Origin of the sequence: Acinetobacter sp. TGL-Y2, from assembly GCF_001612555.1 — a bacterium.
Classification (GTDB): Bacteria; Pseudomonadota; Gammaproteobacteria; order Pseudomonadales; family Moraxellaceae; genus Acinetobacter.
Genome location: NZ_CP015110.1, coordinates 274,971 through 293,031, shown reverse-complemented (window position 1 = coordinate 293,031; position 18,061 = coordinate 274,971). Strand labels below are relative to the sequence as shown.

General features: G+C 42.2%; 10 protein-coding genes and 1 pseudogene. 2 read left to right on the top strand and 9 right to left on the bottom strand.

From position 1 onward, the window contains the following. Nucleotides 1-55: 55 nt before the first annotated feature. Nucleotides 56-1,240 carry a hypothetical protein gene (locus tag AMD27_RS01290; RefSeq protein WP_081405896.1) on the top strand — a complete coding sequence of 395 codons (1,185 nt, stop codon included), beginning with the start codon at nucleotides 56-58 and terminating at the stop codon, nucleotides 1,238-1,240. 361 nt (nucleotides 1,241-1,601) lie between these two features. Here the strand turns inward: AMD27_RS01290 and htpG are convergent, their stop codons facing one another. From htpG to AMD27_RS01265, 5 genes and pseudogenes are all read right to left on the bottom strand, one after another. Continuing rightward, nucleotides 1,602-3,521: a molecular chaperone HtpG gene (gene htpG, locus AMD27_RS01285; protein WP_067655281.1), complete on the bottom strand. Its 1,920-nt coding sequence runs from the start codon at nucleotides 3,519-3,521 to the stop codon at nucleotides 1,602-1,604. A gap of 93 nt (nucleotides 3,522-3,614) precedes the next feature. Then, nucleotides 3,615-3,963 (bottom strand): annotated as a pseudogene (locus AMD27_RS01280) (lysozyme inhibitor LprI family protein). A gap of 143 nt (nucleotides 3,964-4,106) precedes the next feature. Next, nucleotides 4,107-4,691: an OmpW/AlkL family protein gene (locus tag AMD27_RS01275; RefSeq protein WP_067655278.1), complete on the bottom strand. Its 585-nt coding sequence runs from the start codon at nucleotides 4,689-4,691 to the stop codon at nucleotides 4,107-4,109. 318 nt (nucleotides 4,692-5,009) lie between these two features. After that, on the bottom strand, nucleotides 5,010-6,440 hold the full coding sequence (locus tag AMD27_RS01270; protein ID WP_067655275.1) for a Na+/H+ antiporter family protein: 1,431 nt from the start codon (nucleotides 6,438-6,440) through the stop codon (nucleotides 5,010-5,012). A 131-nt stretch (nucleotides 6,441-6,571) separates the two neighbouring features. Beyond that, nucleotides 6,572-7,444: an alpha/beta fold hydrolase gene (locus tag AMD27_RS01265; RefSeq protein WP_150115794.1), complete on the bottom strand. Its 873-nt coding sequence runs from the start codon at nucleotides 7,442-7,444 to the stop codon at nucleotides 6,572-6,574. A gap of 133 nt (nucleotides 7,445-7,577) precedes the next feature. Here AMD27_RS01265 and AMD27_RS01260 point away from each other — a divergent pair, with 133 nt between their 5' ends. After that, nucleotides 7,578-8,066 (top strand): PaaI family thioesterase, encoded by a 489-nt coding sequence (locus AMD27_RS01260; protein ID WP_067655269.1) that lies wholly within the window; start codon nucleotides 7,578-7,580, stop codon nucleotides 8,064-8,066. Nucleotides 8,067-8,113: 47 nt separating this feature from the next. Here the strand turns inward: AMD27_RS01260 and AMD27_RS01255 are convergent, their stop codons facing one another. The 4 genes from AMD27_RS01255 to rpoB form a co-directional block, all read right to left on the bottom strand. Then, nucleotides 8,114-8,473, bottom strand: a complete 360-nt coding sequence (locus tag AMD27_RS01255; protein ID WP_067655266.1) for a DNA transfer protein p32 — start codon at nucleotides 8,471-8,473, stop codon at nucleotides 8,114-8,116. 151 nt (nucleotides 8,474-8,624) lie between these two features. Beyond that, nucleotides 8,625-9,164 (bottom strand): hypothetical protein, encoded by a 540-nt coding sequence (locus AMD27_RS01250; protein ID WP_067655263.1) that lies wholly within the window; start codon nucleotides 9,162-9,164, stop codon nucleotides 8,625-8,627. Between the two features lie 179 nt (nucleotides 9,165-9,343). Continuing rightward, nucleotides 9,344-13,537, bottom strand: coding sequence for a DNA-directed RNA polymerase subunit beta' (gene rpoC / locus AMD27_RS01245; RefSeq protein WP_067655260.1), 4,194 nt, complete (start codon nucleotides 13,535-13,537; stop codon nucleotides 9,344-9,346). A 176-nt stretch (nucleotides 13,538-13,713) separates the two neighbouring features. After that, a complete protein-coding gene (gene rpoB / locus AMD27_RS01240; protein ID WP_067655257.1) occupies nucleotides 13,714-17,802 on the bottom strand; it encodes a DNA-directed RNA polymerase subunit beta in 4,089 nt (1,362 codons plus the stop codon). Nucleotides 17,803-18,061: the final 259 nt, after the last annotated feature.

Genomic DNA, 18,061 nt, shown 5'->3' with positions numbered 1-18,061 from the left:
AGTGTGACGTAGATCGCCTTATTGGATGATTCATCAGGGAATCAATATTAATCACATGAATATATCAAAAACTGTCTATGCCCACCAAAAACTGCCACTGATTTTATTGTGTTGCCTTTCTGTAACAAGCACAGGGACGCAAGCAGAACAAACCAGCACAGCACAGCATACGAATCCCTATACGGCGCAATTTAGCGACTCAGCTCCTTATATCTCTCATCTAGATAGAGACGCTGAAATTTCAACGTCTAATGATCGTGGTTGGCTGGATTATATTCCACGCATGGTAGATGTAACTCCTACGTTGTTCCCCGAAGAGTCGAATAATAAGACACTGCCTTCAACCCTTGAAACAGAAGATAAAGCTTGGGCAGATCGTAAACAAAAATCAATCCGTAACTGGGCAGATCGCACTGCCAACCGTATTGATGGCTGGTTTGGCGAGACTAATCCTGAAAAACCTGCAAAAGCCACGCTGCGTATCATTTTGGACAATGATTGGGACAAGTATGATGGTTATGAGTTAAAGCCTCGTATCCGCGGTAAAATTGATTTACCGACATTAGAGAACAAGCTCAGCGTAGTGTTTGGTGATGACTCACTCGACAATGAAATTGAAAATAACATTGCCATTACAAATGAAAACCCAACGGGTGACCCAGACAAGCAAGTGGACAGCAAACGTATTCGAGATGACAACAGCTCCATAGCCCTACGCTGGTCTCAGCTGTCTAAAAGTCTCCCTTTTGACTTAGATGCAGATTTGGGATTGCGTTCAGGCGATGACATTTATGCCCGTTTAAAAGCCAAAAAGAATTGGGATTTGGGCGGCGATTTTTTTGTACATGCAGAACAAATCTATCGTTATGGTATTGATAGTGAAAATTATTTGCGTACCAATTTAGAGTTGACCCATGCACGTCCCAATCATGCCTTTTTATCGAATCAGTTTTTCCTTACCTATGCAGATGAACAAGACGATGATCTGACGTGGGATAATCGAACTTATCGTCAGCACCAATTTTTCCAAGGCAACCGTTTTAACTACGGTATGTATGTGGGCGGCTACATCAACAATAACGATACACGTATGAACAGTTGGGGTCCGTTCGTTTCATGGCGTCAGCCAGTGCTACGTGAATGGTTCTTCGTACAAGGTGACTTGAATTATTATAATGATGATCGTGAAGATCGCAGTCACTATGCCCGTGCTTTGGTCCGTTTAGAGGCGATCTTTTAACGCGGTATTGAGCAAGCACGTCATAAAAAGCCCTTCATAGAATGGGCTTTTTTGATTTTGCATGTTCATTTTAAAATCCAGATACAGGTTTGGATGGAATCACACGCTGATTTCGCATCATTCTTTGTGTATCAACATTCGCCATCGTAGTAAAAGGTCGAGCAAATAAAACAACAAAATTAGGTGAATAGCATATAACGGTGAATAGAATCATTTTTTCGGATATTGAATGATTCAAATTTTTATCGGATCTCAATATGGACGTGTTGAGTTATCAATAAGATTAAAAATTGAATTAAAACTCACCCATAAAAAAACCTCCCAAAGGAGGTTTTTTGATTCAAAAATTTTATCGCAACAATTATTTCAATAATAAACTGTTGATGCGTTTTAAGTATTCTGCTGGATCACTCGGTAAACCGCCTTCTGCAATGACCGCTTGATCAAAAATCACATTGGCCAAATCGTCAAATTGCGCTGAACCTTCAAGTTTTTTCACTAAAGGATGTTCAGGATTAATTTCCAAAATCGGTTTGCTTTCAGGCACCTCTTGACCCGCCTGTTTGAGCATACGAATCAATTGTGGAGACAGCTCACCTTCACTGGTCACAAGACACGCTGGTGAATCGACCAAACGCGTCGTGACGCGCACTTCAGACGTTTTGGCTTTGAGTGCATCGCTTAACTGATCGACCACCGGCTTAAACTGCTCTGCCGCGGCTTCAAGTGCTTTCTTCTCTTCAGCGTCTTGCAAATCCCCAAGATCAACTGCGCCTTTAGAGACATTTTGCAGCGGTGTGCCATCAAACTCATGCACAAACTCCATCGCCCATTCGTCTACACGATCAGTCATGAGCAATACTTGAATGCCCTTTTTCTTGAACAATTCAAGTTGTGGGGAATTCTTCGCAGCCGCAAGACTGTCCGCAGTCACATAGTAAATTGCTTTTTGACCTTCTTTCATCACCTCTTTATATGCCGCGAAAGTGGTGTTGACTTCGTCACTGGTCGAGGTCGCAAAACGAAGCAGTTTTAAAATACGATCACGGTTGCCCAGATCTTCACCCAGACCTTCTTTAATTACAGAACCAAATTCTGTATAGAACGTTTTAAACTTCTCTTGATCTGCTTCATCTTCAGACTTCGCCAATGCATCAAGCGTCGTCAAAACACGACGTGCGTTACCTTCACGAATGGTTTTAACATCACGGCTTTCTTGTAAAAGTTCACGGCTCACATTCAGTGGTAAATCTGCACTGTCGACTACACCCTGTACAAAGCGCAAGTAATTTGGAATCAGATTATCTGCATCATCCATAATAAACACGCGTTTCACATATAGTTTAATGCCTGCTTTGGCTTCACGGGTGAAAATGTTATGTGGCGCTTTGCTTGGAATATATAAAAGTTGAGTATATTCAGTGCTGCCTTCAACACGGTTATGTGCCCAAGCCAACGGTGCTTCATAGTCATGGCTCAAGTTTTTATAAAACTCTACATATTGCTCTTCTGTAATTTCAGACTTACTGCGTGTCCACAGTGCGCTTGCCGAGTTAATCGCTTCCCATTCATCTGTTTTTACATAATGACCAGGCTTGGTTTCTTCACCTTCAACCGCTTCTTCTTGCTGCCAAATCTCTTTTTGCATTTCAATCGGCAAACTGATGTGGTCAGAATATTTATTAATGATCTGTTTAACTTTTTGAGTTTCTAAATACTCAAGTGCATCATCACGCAAATGTAAAATGATGTCGGTTCCACGTGAAGCTTTTTCAATCTGAGCAACTTCAAAGTCCCCAGTCCCCGTACTAATCCAGCGCACACCTTCAGTCGCTTCTGTCCCTGCACGGCGTGATTCAACCGTAATTTTTTCTGCAACAATGAAACCTGAGTAGAAACCGACACCAAACTGACCAATCAATTGCGCATCTGACTTTTGGTCACCCGAAAGTTTCGACATAAAATCTTTGGTGCCCGATTTTGCAATCGTACCCAAGTTATCAATCGCTTCTTGTTGGCTCAGACCAATACCATTGTCCGAAATGGTGATGGTTTTATTGTCTTTATCCAAAGTGACACGAACATGTAAGTCTGGATCATTTTCATAAAATTCTGGATGATTAATCCCTTCAAAACGCAACTTATCGCACGCATCTGAAGCATTTGAAATCAGTTCACGTAAGAAAATTTCAGGATTAGAATAAAGAGAATGGGTCACTAAATGCAATAACTGAGCAACTTCGGCTTGGAAACTATGTTTTTGTGTATTTTGTTCGCTCATCAATAACTCCTTAAATTCATCAAAACATTTTCTTTGAATGCTTAATGAATGGAGTGACTTCCTCATTTTTCAATAGCGAAATTCAAATATTTTTTAAAAAGGTCCTTGTTTATAAATACGATCTAGATGTAGATCAAGTCTTTGCTGACGCATTTGATAGATATTTTTCAGGCATTCAAAACTATCCTGACATTGATTTCTCAGATTCAACCATTTCACTTGTTCAGTTTGAATCATAGAACGATTTCCCATAGGAATCAGTCGTCTGACTGATATTATACGTCGTCACCATTTGGACATCGGCATCATTCAGTACACGGTGTTCACAAATCGCATGCTCAGTTTTGCTTACTGCACGCTGGCAATTAAAACTGGCTGCGGAGCTGATCTGGGTGGCAGTAACACTGGCAAAGATCAGCAATACATTTAAACTAAGTTTCATTGTTATTCTCACATTAGAATAATCTAGCTTATGAAATTGGCTCAAATTTATATAGGGCATTTTCTCTCTTTAATTTATATTTAGATCAATGCCCCAAAAAAAGCCTTATCCATAGATAAGGCTTTTTTTTGATTCAGTGTTGCTTAGAATTTATAGCTATAACCCAATGTATAAATCACTGGATTGATATCTAAATCGAAATTTGCAACCCCATCAATTTGAACTTCTGGGCTGATTTGTGCATAACGAACGTCTACAAATGCGCCCCAATTTTTTGCATCTGCAGGTTGGAAGTTAAAACCAATTTGACCTGCAAAACCGAAATCCTCTTTGACTTTGACTTTGCCGAGTGCAGATTCCTCATCCCATGCAATAAATGCTGTTCCACCTACACCGATATAAGGGGTGAAGCCAGTTGAATTTTTGAAGTTGTATTTGGCAGTCAACGTTGGTGGTAAATGTTTAATTTTAACTGCTGAATGTCCATCCAATAAAACATCATGGCTAATGGGTGTCGCAAGTAATAACTCAGCAGAAATATTGTCATTAAAGAAATATTCTACAGACGGTGTAAATGCCAATTCACTATCCGCTTCAACGGTTGAAGCGCCCAATTGATAGTCACCTGTCGGTGCAACAGCAGAACCACCCAACTTCACTTGCCATTGACCTGCCATTGCAGATGCAGAAAGACCCATTAATGCAACGAGAGCAACTTGCTTGAACATTTTAATTCACCTCTGGAATAATATTATGTGCAACATGTATATTTAGGGTGATAATAAACAGATCATAAATTAATATGCAAGCACATTAATCATCAATTTTTTTGTTTATTTATAATATATTGTTTTATATGTATATTTATTTAAATATACTAAAATAGTTGGTTTTAAACCAAGTATTTCAATCAAGTATTAAAATAAAATTAATATTATAAAACCTAGCAAAGCACTCTGATTTAAATCTTTAAAATAAATGAAAATAAAAAACAAAATAATAAAAAAGGTGATTATAAAATCACCTTTTTTAACAGCATTGAGGTATTAAAGCACCATGGCTGCAATCCAACCGAAGATCAATAACGGAATATTGAAATGGATAAATGTCGGTACAACCGTATCCCAAATATGATCATGCTGACCATCCACACCTAAACCCGCTGTTGGCCCTAAAGTCGAATCTGAAGCTGGAGAACCGGCATCACCCAGTGCTGCTGCCGTACCAATTAAGGCAACCGTTGCCAAGGGTGAGAAGCCAAATTGAATACACAGTGGCACATAAATCACGGCCAGTACTGGCACACTTGAAAACGATGAGCCAATACCAATGGTCACAAATAGACCAATAAACAGCATCAAGAAAGCAGCCAAGGCTTTGTTGTCACCAATAATGCCTGTCACACTATTGACCAGATTATTAATGTCACCAGTTTGAGTCATGACTGCTGCAAAACCTGCTGCAGAAATCATAATGAATCCAACCAATGCCATCATTCTCATGCCTTGCACGAATACATCATCAGCTTGTTGCCATTTGAAGATACCTGCTGCCGAAAGTACAGCAAAACCGACTAAGCCACCCAAGATCATTGAACCTGAGTACAGTTGAGCAGCCAAAGTGAGTAAAATGGCTAAAATGGCCATCAAAATGGTTTTGGTCGCAATCACAGGCACTTGATGCGCTTCTTGAATCAGTGCTTCACCATCTGCTTTCAAAGCTTCTTCTTTTAAAGCTTCAGGGCTGATTGAACGAAGCGGCTTATCCAAATCAATCGTCGCGACTGTTTTCACCGTACGATCAGCATATAAACGCGGCTTGCGATAACTCACAAAAACTGCGATTAAAGTACCAATAACCATACCCAAAACAGGAATCGCCATTGCTGCAGGCATCATCCAACGCTCTACATGCAGACCACTTGCCTCACCCAGTTTGTTGATATTTCCCATCAAAATTTGTTCAAGAAAAATCGCACCAAAACCGACAGGCAGAAGGATATACGTTCCAACCAAACCAAGCGTCAGTACACAGGCTGCTGCACGACGATCCAGTTTTAAATGATTCATTACTTTAAGTAAGGGTGGAATCAATACGGGAATAAACGCAATATGCACAGGAATTAAGTTTTGTGAGCAAATGGCTGCAATGAGCAAGATTGACAACAACAAAAACTTCACTTTTTTTGCTTTTTTCTGAGTAGATTCAACACCCAACAATCCAATCAGTTTATGCGCCAATAAATCAGGCAATCCTGACTTTGATAAAGCCAGTGCAAATGCCCCAAGCACTGCATAGGCAAGCGCGACTTCAGCACCATCACCCAGACCTGCATTAAAGGCGGTGACTGTATCTTTTAAGCTTAGGCCTGAAACCAGACCACCAACCATGGCTGAAATCACCAAAGTCAGAACAACAGAAACGCGTGCCAGTGATAAAATAAACATCACGGCAATCGCTATGACGACAGCATTCATGAAGAGACTTACAAATAGAGAAAGTGGCTATTTTATCAGATTCAATACAATGAAACTGCATTTTCCAAACACCACCTTAGGCGGCTCATACAAGTGGAAGATGCAAGTGTCCATTGGATGAAACGTTCAAATCACGGCTGCTGCTTCAATGCAAATGTTTGAATATAGCCTGCAATTTCTTCAGGACGACTCAGCACTGCCCAGTGATTGGCATCGACATCGACGCGCTCGAAAGTCTGCGCCCATTTCGGTATCTCATCAATCAGTTCAGGACTGACAAAGTTATCGCGTTTTAACACCACCGCTTGAACAGGACAAATCGCATGGCGCTGACGAGGCATGGCTAGACGTGGAATAAAATTGGCCCGATACAAACCAATTCCGTGTTCGCCATCTTTAGAGATATTTTGGTTTAAAGGCAAACCTTGCTTTTTTTCTAGTTGAGCCAATACCTTGCCCCAGCGTTCAGCATTAAACAGATGCCAAATGGTGGGTGCCAATATAGGCAGCTGAAAAGCCACAATGTACCAAGACTTCATGAGCTGTTTAAAGAATTTGGGTTTTTGATGTTTAAACTGGTTTCGCATCCAAAATGCGGCATGGTCTAAACATGGTCCAGAAATGGTGGTATAGGACAATATCCGATCTTTGAACTTTGCCTCAGTCACTGACTCCCAGGTTTGAATCGAACCCCAGTCATGTGCTGCAATGTGAAACGGCCGATCTGGCAGCAACTGAGTTACCACACTGTCCAAATCCAAAGACAATTGTGACAAAGCATAGGCTTTTATTTTTTTGGGAATACTTGACTGCCCTGCTCCGCGTACGTCATAAGTCACAATATAAAAATGCGCGATAAGATGCGCAATAATTGGCTCCCAGACTTCTTGATTGTCCGGATAACCATGAACCAAAACCAAGGCGGGATGCTTTGGATTGCCCCATGTTTTAGCAAACAGCTGTTCATGATCTTGAGTTTCGATCCAATGCGATTCAAATGGCAAATTATGCATAATCCTGTCACCTTTATTATGAGACGATTGACCGCTTTATCAATTTTGTCAAATTTACGATCAATGTCAGAATGATTTTTCTACTTTAGTATGCTTGCTCATAGGATAAAAAAAATTGACCTGAATGAGCATTTTAAAAAAGCTAGTGACAATCCCTTTTATCTCAAAATATATGATTAATCACTTTGCCCCTTTTCAAGGTGCGGGGATTGAGTTAGATAAAATCGATTTAAAAAATTATCATATTCGCGTCAAGATGCCACTGACCCGAAAGAATAAAAATATTGTGGGTGTCCATTTTGGTGGCAGTCTGTATGCGATGGTTGATCCATTTTATATGACTTTACTGATGTATCACTTGGGTTCAGCCTATATTGTCTGGGACAAAGCGGCATCTATTGACTTCTTAACGCCAGGTCGTAGTACGGTTTATGCAGATATTCGATTAGATGCAGAGGAAATCCAAATCATTAAAAATTTGGCGGATAATTATGCTCCTATCTATCGAAATTACACCATTAACATTGTAGATGATTCAGGACTAAGAATCGCAGAAGTTCATAAGACGGTGTATATCCGCCGCAAAAAGCCCCATCCTACACGCATAAAATAAGCGCTCTAAAAGCGCTTATTTTTTAACTTTAACGGCTAAAATCTAAATTAACGGTTTTTTTGCTCAATTGCAGCGCCTGCGCCACCACCGATTGCTCCGCCGATTGCCGCCCCTGCGTTACCACCAAAAATGCTTTTACCCACTGCAGAGCCAACAGCACCACCTACACCACTATAAGTTGCGTTGCGATCAGAACCACTTTGGGTTTTACTGCCGACTGCAGCGCCTGCACCACCACCGAGGGCAGCACCTACACCACCACCGACGTTGTTACCCACACCACCACCGACTGCACCACCTAGAGCTGCAGCACCAATGCGTTGTTGTGATGAACTCATACTTTCACAGCCAGCCAATACAACACTAGATAAGGCAACGGCTACAATAACAGATGTTAATTTTTTCATGATCTTACACCTTTGTTGAATCTATCTTTAGCATAGCCTGTTTGTGTAGAGGCAATAACCGATTTATGTTACAGCAATTAGCTCATTTACATGCTTTTGTAAAAGAGCCTGCTCAGTCAAACGTAGATCGATGAAAATTAAACAATTCTGATTATTGATTTTCGTCAAAAACCACCACGTCTTTGGTCACCACACCATTTTCACTGATCACCGCATGACTCATTTTCTCACTGGAATCTGGACTGGTTTGCTGTTGTAATTTCAAGTCACGACGAATAGGTGCTTCATCTTTTTTAAACTCGACACCTGAAGCATCAACCGTTTTGTTTTCCGAGATTGTTTCATTGCCTTGTTTTACGGTAGCGGTCAACTCAATCTTAGAAGTCGGTACAATCAGTCCGCCTTTTTTGAGCACAGGATTTGACATCTGTTTTTCAGAAAAAGTCGATTCGTTGTCTTGTAAAATCACATCCCGCGCCACAATGTCTTGACCCTTATTCGACACTTCAAAGATGGTGGCTTCTACCGTTCTGACAGGAGTTTGGCCTTTCACAGTACGAATAATTTGAGTTTTTACAATCGGAATAATGGCTTTATCATCCACCAAAATTGAATTTGGCATAGGCTTAGCCACAGCTACTGATGCGATTGCACATACAGATATTGCCAAGACTTTTTGTATAAGTTTCATTTAATTCCCCGTCATCTATCATTGAATAAAATATGTGGTAATGGCTTTACACTTTCGATGTTGCTCTTACTATAAGAAATTTTGATGCAAGATCAAAGTTTTATCATAGTTTATTTTTCTCATAATTTAATGCAAAAAAAAGACACCCGAAGGTGTCTTTTTTTAATCAAGCTTTAAATTTAGAACTGATCTTCGTTTAAGGCTTGTGAGAATGCTTGGTCAACATCAGAGAAGTCATTGACAAGCTCATGCTCTGCAGCTTGAGCTTCTTGACGACGACGCTCTAAGTGATAAGCCAAACCTGTACCCGCTGGGATCAAGCGACCTACAACCACGTTCTCTTTCAAGCCACGTAATTCGTCTTCTTTACCTGTTACAGCCGCTTCAGTTAACACACGTGTTGTTTCCTGGAACGATGCAGCAGAGATAAACGAGTCAGTAGAAAGCGAGGCTTTCGTGATACCCATAAGTAAACGTTCAAACTTCGCTGGGAATTTGCTTTGCGCATTCACAGCTTCATTCTCGCCCACTACACGGATGTAGTCCACTTGTTCGCCTTTGATGAAGCTGGTATCACCACCGTCAGTGATATCAACTTTACGAAGCATTTGACGCACGATCACTTCAATATGCTTGTCGTTGATTTTCACACCTTGGAGACGGTATACGTCCTGAACTTCGTTCACGATATAGTTTGTCAGCGCAACTTCGCCTTTCAAACGTAAGATATCGTGCGGGTTCTGTGGACCTTCAGAAACGGTTTCACCACGGTTTACATGTTCGCCTTCGAACACGTTCATGGTACGCCACTTCGGAATCAGTTCTTCATAAATCTCAGAACCATCATCCGGCGTAATCACTAAACGGTTCTTACCTTTGGTCTCTTTACCGAAGCTAACAACACCAGAAACTTCTGCAAGAATTGCATGTTCCTTCGGTTTACGTGCTTCGAACAAGTCCGCAACGCGCGGCAGACCACCGGTAATATCACGTGTACGTGACGTTTCTTGTGGAACACGACCGATTACATCACCTACACCAATGGTTTCGCCATCACGGACAGTCACAATGGTGTTCTGTGGTAAGAAGTAGAACTGTTCGCCGCCATCAACTGTATCCAATACAATTGCTGGACGTAAATCTTTACCAGATGCAGGACGTGAAGTCACGGGTAAAATTTCAACAGTGGTCATACCCGTTGCATCATCTGTCTTAGAGGTCGCAGTTACACCATCAGCGATTTGGCTGAAACGTGCTTTACCGGCAACTTCTGTAACGAGTGGATGTGTATGCGGATCCCAAGTTGCTACGATACCGCCGCCTTCAACAGCTTCTCCATCTTTAAGCAAGATAGACGCACCGTAAGGAAGTTTGTAACGCTCACGTTCGCGACCTAAGTCATCCGCAATACCGATTTCACCTGAACGAGAAACAGAGACCAAGTGACCTTTCGCGTGATCTACAGTTTTCACGTTATGGAAACGAACTGTACCTTTGTTACGAACTTGAACACTGTTCGCAGCAGAAGTTCGGCTTGCAGCACCACCCACGTGGAATGTACGCATGGTTAACTGTGTACCTGGCTCACCAATTGATTGAGCTGCCATTACACCCACAGACTCACCTGGATTTACCATATGACCACGTGCAAGATCACGACCATAACATTTCGCACATACACCAAAAGTAGAAGCACAGTTTACAACTGAACGTACTTTCACTTCATCGACACCTTGCTCTTCAAGGAAGTTTGCAAGTTTCTCGTCAATGAGTGTATTACGAGGCAAGATCACCTCGTCAGAGCCTGCTTTTTTCACATCTTCAGCAATAACACGGCCCAGTACTCGAGTACCTAAGTTCTCGATAACATCGCCACCTTGAATGAACGGAGTCATTACAAGACCAGCCAATGTACCGCAATCTGGCTCAGTGATTACCAAGTCCTGTGCCACGTCAACTAAACGACGAGTCAAATAACCTGAGTTTGCTGTTTTCAGTGCTGTATCAGCCAAACCTTTACGCGCACCATGTGTCGAGATGAAGTACTGAAGTACCGTCAAACCTTCACGGAAGTTTGCTTTAATTGGGGTTTCAATGATCGAACCATCTGGTTTCGCCATCAAACCACGCATACCCGCCAACTGACGAATCTGAGCTGCCGAACCACGGGCACCTGAGTCAGACATCATGTAGATCGAGTTGAATGATTTTTGCTTCTCGTCTTCACCCTGTTTGTTTTTAACAGTGGTAAAAGACAAGTTATCCATCATCGCTTTCGCTACTTGGTCGTTTGTACGTGCCCAAATATCGACTACTTTGTTATAACGCTCGCCCGCAGTTACGAAACCTTGTTCGAACTGTTGTTCAATTTCACGTACTTCAACTTCAGCTTTTTCGATAATTGCATATTTAGCCGGTGGAATCACCATGTCTTCCATACCGACAGATACACCAGAGCGCGTCGCTTGACGGAAGCCCAAGTACATCAATTGGTCAGCAAAGATAACCGTATCTTTTAGACCGAGTTTACGGTAGCAAGAGTTAATGAGCTTCGAGATGTTTTTCTTGTTCATCTCTAAGTTAATTTGTTGGAAATCCATACCTTCAGGCACAACTTCCCAAAGTAGGCAACGACCAGGCGTTGTTTCTACAATAATGGTTTGTTGTTCACGGTTACCATCTTCATCAATCACAGTTTGGTGTACACGTGCTTTAACGCGAGCGTGTAAATCAACTTGACCAGTCGCAAGTGCACGGTTTACTTCATGAGTATCCGCAAACACCATGCCTTCGCCTTTGGCATTGATCGCATCACGAGTGATGTAATACAAGCCCAACACGACGTCTTGAGACGGTACGATGATTGGCTCACCGTTCGCTGGAGACAAAATGTTGTTGGTCGACATCATTAACGCACGCGCTTCTAACTGCGCTTCAAGTGTTAATGGTACGTGTACCGCCATTTGGTCACCGTCGAAGTCGGCGTTAAACGCAGCACATACGAGTGGGTGAAGACGAATCGCTTTACCTTCAATGAGGGTCGGTTCAAATGCTTGAAGACCCAAACGGTGAAGTGTCGGCGCACGGTTCAACATCACGGGATGTTGACGAATCACGTGAGCTAGAACGTCCCAAACTTCTGGCGTCTCGCGCTCAACCATTTTCTTCGCAGCTTTAATGGTGGTTGCTTGACCTGATGCTTGTAGTTTCGCAAAAATAAATGGCTTGAATAGTTCAAGTGCCATTTTCTTTGGAAGACCACATTGATGCAGACGTAAAGTAGGACCCACGGTAATCACCGAACGACCTGAATAGTCAACACGTTTACCGAGCAAGTTCTGACGGAAACGACCTTGCTTACCTTTAATCATATCGGCTAAAGATTTAAGCGGACGTTTGTTCGAACCTGTAATGGCACGACCACGACGACCGTTGTCTAGTAACGCATCTACAGATTCCTGCAACATACGTTTTTCGTTACGTACGATAATATCAGGGGCAGAAAGGTCAAGAAGACGTTTCAAACGGTTGTTACGGTTAATCACACGACGGTAAAGATCGTTCAAATCAGACGTCGCGAAACGACCACCTTCCAGTGGTACAAGCGGACGAAGATCAGGTGGAAGAACTGGAAGTACAGTCAACACCATCCATTCTGGCTTATTGTTCGAATCGTTAAATGCTTCCATCAACTTCAAACGCTTAGACGCTTTTTTAAGCTTCGTCTCAGACGTTGTTTGTGGAATTTCTTCACGAAGGCGCGCAATTTCGTTTTCAAGATCGATATCTTTCAACAAATCTTGAATCGCTTCAGCACCCATTTTCGCGCTGAATTCATCACCGTGTTCTTCTAATGCTGTGAAGTATTCTTCATCATTAAGAAGTTGGTATTTCTCCATTGGAGTCATACCCGGATCTGTTACAACGTATGATTCGAAATACAGTACACGTTCAATATCACGTAAGGTCATGTCTAATAATAGACCGATACGTGATGGCAATGATTTCAAGAACCAAATGTGCGCAACAGGTGATGCAAGGTCAATATGACCCATACGCTCACGACGTACTTTCGCAGTGGTTACTTCAACGCCACATTTTTCACAAATGACGCCTTTATATTTCATACGCTTGTATTTACCACACAAACATTCGTAATCTTTCACTGGACCAAAAATTTTGGCACAGAATAAACCATCACGTTCAGGCTTAAACGTACGATAGTTAATCGTCTCTGGTTTTTTCACTTCACCATGAGACCATGATTTGATCATTTCTGGTGACGCAAGACCAATACGAATACGGTCAAATTCAACTGGCGCATGACCATCTGAATCCGTCTTTTTGCGCATGATATCGAGCAAATCTTTCAATTTTTTTCTCCGTGTGTCAGGAAGTTTTTCTCGCTTCCCGACTGGGTCACAAATATTGTTTTTTAACTGAGAAATCCTCCCTCAGTCCCTCCTTTTTCTAAGGAGGGAAGCCCCTACTCTTTCGAATGAGGACTCTCCCCCTTTGACAAAGGGGGCTGGGGGGATTCAATGGCTAATTAGTCACCATTTTTCAGTTCAATGTTGATACCTAAAGAACGGATCTCTTTAGTCAATACGTTGAACGATTCAGGCATGCCCGGATCCATATAATGGTTGCCATCTACAATATTCTTATAGATGCGAGTACGACCTTCAACGTCATCCGACTTAACAGTAAGCATTTCTTGGAGCGTGTAAGCTGCGCCATATGCTTCAAGCGCCCAGACTTCCATCTCACCGAAACGCTGACCACCAAACTGAGCTTTACCGCCCAATGGTTGTTGCGTTACAAGAGAATAAGAACCAGTAGAACGCGCATGCATCTTGTCATCAACCAAGTGGTTCAGTTTCAACATGTACATGTAACCTACAGTTACTGGACGGTCAAAACGCTCACCGGTACGACCATCAAACAATACAGTTTGACCCGTACGTGGAATATCAGCGAGTTCTAACAATTCTTTGATTTGGCTTTCGTCAGCACCATCAAATACTGGTGTAGCAAGCGGAACACCTTTACGCAAGTTCTTACAAAGTGCCAAGATTTCATCATCGGTTAAGCTATCAAGATCTTCTTGTTCGCCACCCACTTTGTTATAAATCTTGTCTAAGAAAATACGAAGTTCTGCAATGGTACGTTGCTGTTCTAACATCTTGTCGATTTTATCGCCAAGACCTTTTGCAGCCATACCCAAGTGAGTCTCTAGAATCTGACCCACGTTCATACGTGATGGTACACCCAGTGGGTTCAACACGATATCAACAGGTACACCGTTTGCATCATGTGGCATGTCTTCTACTGGCAAGATGTTAGAGACAACACCTTTGTTACCATGACGACCCGCCATTTTGTCACCCGGTTGGATGCGACGTTTAACAGCCAAGTAAACTTTAACAACTTTCAATACACCTGTTGTTAGCTCATCACCTGTAGAAAGTTTGCGTTTTTTCTCTGCAAATTTCTCATCAATCTCAATGCTCTTCTCTTTCAAGAACACTTGGATTTGCGTTAAACGCTCAGCGATTGCTTCATCAACAGGTTGAATATCAAGTAAATCAACAAGTTCAAGTGCAGACAACACATCATCAGTCAATTTGTCGCCACGTTTAGTCGTGCCGCCACCATTTGACTCTTTACCCGTAAGTAAACGGATAACACGTTCACGTGCTGCTTCTTCGAAGATTTTGTATTCTTCTTTCAAATCTTTACGGTAAGCATCAAGTTGAGCTTTCTCAATTGCTTGAGCACGTTCATCTTTCTCAATGCCGTCACGTGTAAACACTTGAACGTCAATCACTGTACCTTTCGTGCCCGATGGAACACGTAAAGATGAATCTTTCACGTCAGCCGCTTTTTCACCGAAGATTGCGCGAAGCAATTTCTCTTCCGGTGTTAATTGCGTTTCACCTTTAGGCGTTACTTTACCAACAAGAATATCACCAGCAGTGACTTCAGCACCGATGTAAACAATACCCGATTCATCAAGTTTCGATAATGCAGCTTCACCCACGTTCGGGATATCGGCAGTAATCTCTTCAGAACCTAATTTAGTATCACGCGCAACACACGACAATTCTTGAATATGAATTGAAGTTAAACGGTCTTCTTGAAGTACACGCTCTGATAACAAGATCGAGTCTTCATAGTTGTAACCATTCCACGTCATGAACGCAACGCGCATGTTTTGACCCAGTGCAAGCTCACCGCCATCTGTAGATGGACCATCAGCGAGTACATCGCCACGACCGACTTTATCACCCATGTTCACCAGAACTTTCTGGTTGATACACGTGTTTTGGTTCGAACGCGTATATTTGATCAAGTTGTAGATATCAACACCAGCTTCACCAGCGATCATCTCTTCTTCGTTTACACGAATAACAACACGAGATGCATCTACAAACTCAATACGTCCACCACGACCTGCGATCACACATACACCAGAGTCATGCGCTACGTTTGCTTCCATACCTGTACCAACAAGCGGCTTGTCAGCAATCAGCGTAGGAACAGCCTGACGTTGCATGTTTGAACCCATCAATGCACGGTTCGCGTCATCGTGCTCAAGGAACGGAATGAGCGATGCAGCAACAGATACAACTTGCTGAGCAGAAACGTCCATATGTGTCACTTTTTCAGGCGACAAACGAACGAAGTCACCTTGATGACGTACAGAGACGAAATCTTCTGTTAAGTTACCCTCTGCATCCATACCAGAATCGGCCTGTGCAATCACAGTACCCACTTCTTCAATTGCAGATAGGTATTCGATATCCATAGTTACACGGCCATCGACAACTTTACGGTAAGGTGTTTCCAAGAAACCGAAGTTATTGGCTTTAGCATAAACAGAAAGCGAGTTGATCAAACCAATGTTTGGACCTTCCGGCGTTTCAATTGGACATACACGACCATAATGCGTTTGATGTACGTCACGTACTTCAAAACCTGCACGTTCACGTGTTAAACCACCTGGCCCTAATGCTGATACACGACGTTTGTGCGTGATTTCAGACAATGGATTGTTTTGGTCCATGAACTGTGACAATTGGCTTGAACCAAAGAATTCTTTGATTGCAGCAGCAACAGGTTTCGCGTTGATCAAATCTTGTGGAGACAAGTTATCCGTTTCTGCTTGAGATAAACGCTCTTTAACAGCACGTTCAACACGAACCAAACCGACACGGAATTGGTTCTCAGTCATTTCACCCACAGAACGAACACGACGGTTACCCAAGTGATCGATATCGTCGACTTCGCCTTTACCATTACGAATTTCAACTAAAGTCTTCAATACATCAATGATGTCAGCATTCGAAAGAATGCCTTCAACTTCACGAGACTTCTGATCCGTACCCACTTCGTAAGGACGACCCAAACGACGGTTGAACTTCATACGACCTACAGGAGATAAGTCATAACGTTCAGATGAGAAGAACAAGTTATTGAATAGGTTTTCAGCAGCTTCTTTTGTTGGTGGCTCGCCTGGACGCATCACTTTGTAGATTTCTACCAGTGCTTCTTCACGACCAGAAGTCGTATCTGCACGTAGAGAATCAGCAACGAATGAACCGCGGTCGATGTCATTGGTATAAAGGATGTTAAATTCTTTAACACCACCTTCAGCCAATTTTACCATTACTTCATGACTCAGTACTGTGTTTGCAGCAATAACGTCGCCATCATGTAATTTAATATCTTGTGCAGTAATACGCTCGTACAAGTACTCATCAGGAACAGGCAGCTTGGTTAAGCCAGAAGCTTCCATTTGACGCACGTGACGCGCATTAATACGTTTACCTTGTTCAACGATCGCTTTGCCATCTTTATCCAAGATGTCAAATTGAGCCATTTCACCGCGAAGGCGTTCAGGCACGAGGTCAATCTGGTAGCTACCCATATCTAGATATACAGGAACTTTTTCATAGAACATGTCTAGAATTTGTTCATTGCTGTAGTTAAGCGCACGTAAAATTACAGTCGCAAGCAGTTTACGACGACGGTCAATACGAACGAATACTAAGTCTTTAGCATCGAATTCAAAATCTAACCATGAACCACGGTAAGGAATGATACGTGCTGAATAAAGCACTTTACCGCTTGAGTGAGTTTTGCCTTTATCATGATCAAAGAATACGCCCGGAGAACGGTGTAACTGAGATACGATTACACGCTCAGTCCCGTTAATCACGAATGTACCGTTCTGTGTCATGAGTGGCATTTCACCCATATACACTTCTTGTTCACGTACATCTTTGATTGATTTTGTTTCGCGATCTTTAATGATCAAACGAATTTTAACGCGCATTGGTGCCGCATAGGTTGAGCCGCGTAGAATACACTCGCGTACATCAAACTCTGGTTTACCAAGGCTATACTCAACGAATTCTAAAGCAGCATTGCCAGAATAGCTTTCAATTGGAAAAACTGAACGAAATGCAGCTTGGAGACCGATATCTTCGCGGTTTTTTGGTGTTTTGCCATCTTGTAGGAATGTTCTGTACGAGTCGACTTGGATCGAAAGCAAGTACGGAGCATCCATTACGCTAGGCAATTTACCAAAATTCTTACGGATCCGTTTCTTTTCGGTATATGAGTATGCCATCTGGAGTCCTCGGAAAGTAAACTAAACCCGCCTGCAGAACGGGTTCAGAAGGAATTACGCAGGTCGATATGACCACCACTTTGTTCAAATGCTGCAATTTTAAGTGGTATTAAAACGCTTAACAATATTTTTAAACATGGAAAAATATTGGTAAGCATTTGATATTATTCAATTATTATAAAAATAATGCTTTTCACATCACGTAAACAAAAATCGAGCCGATTATTGTAACGCAAAAAGGCTGATGACCCAAGAGCCA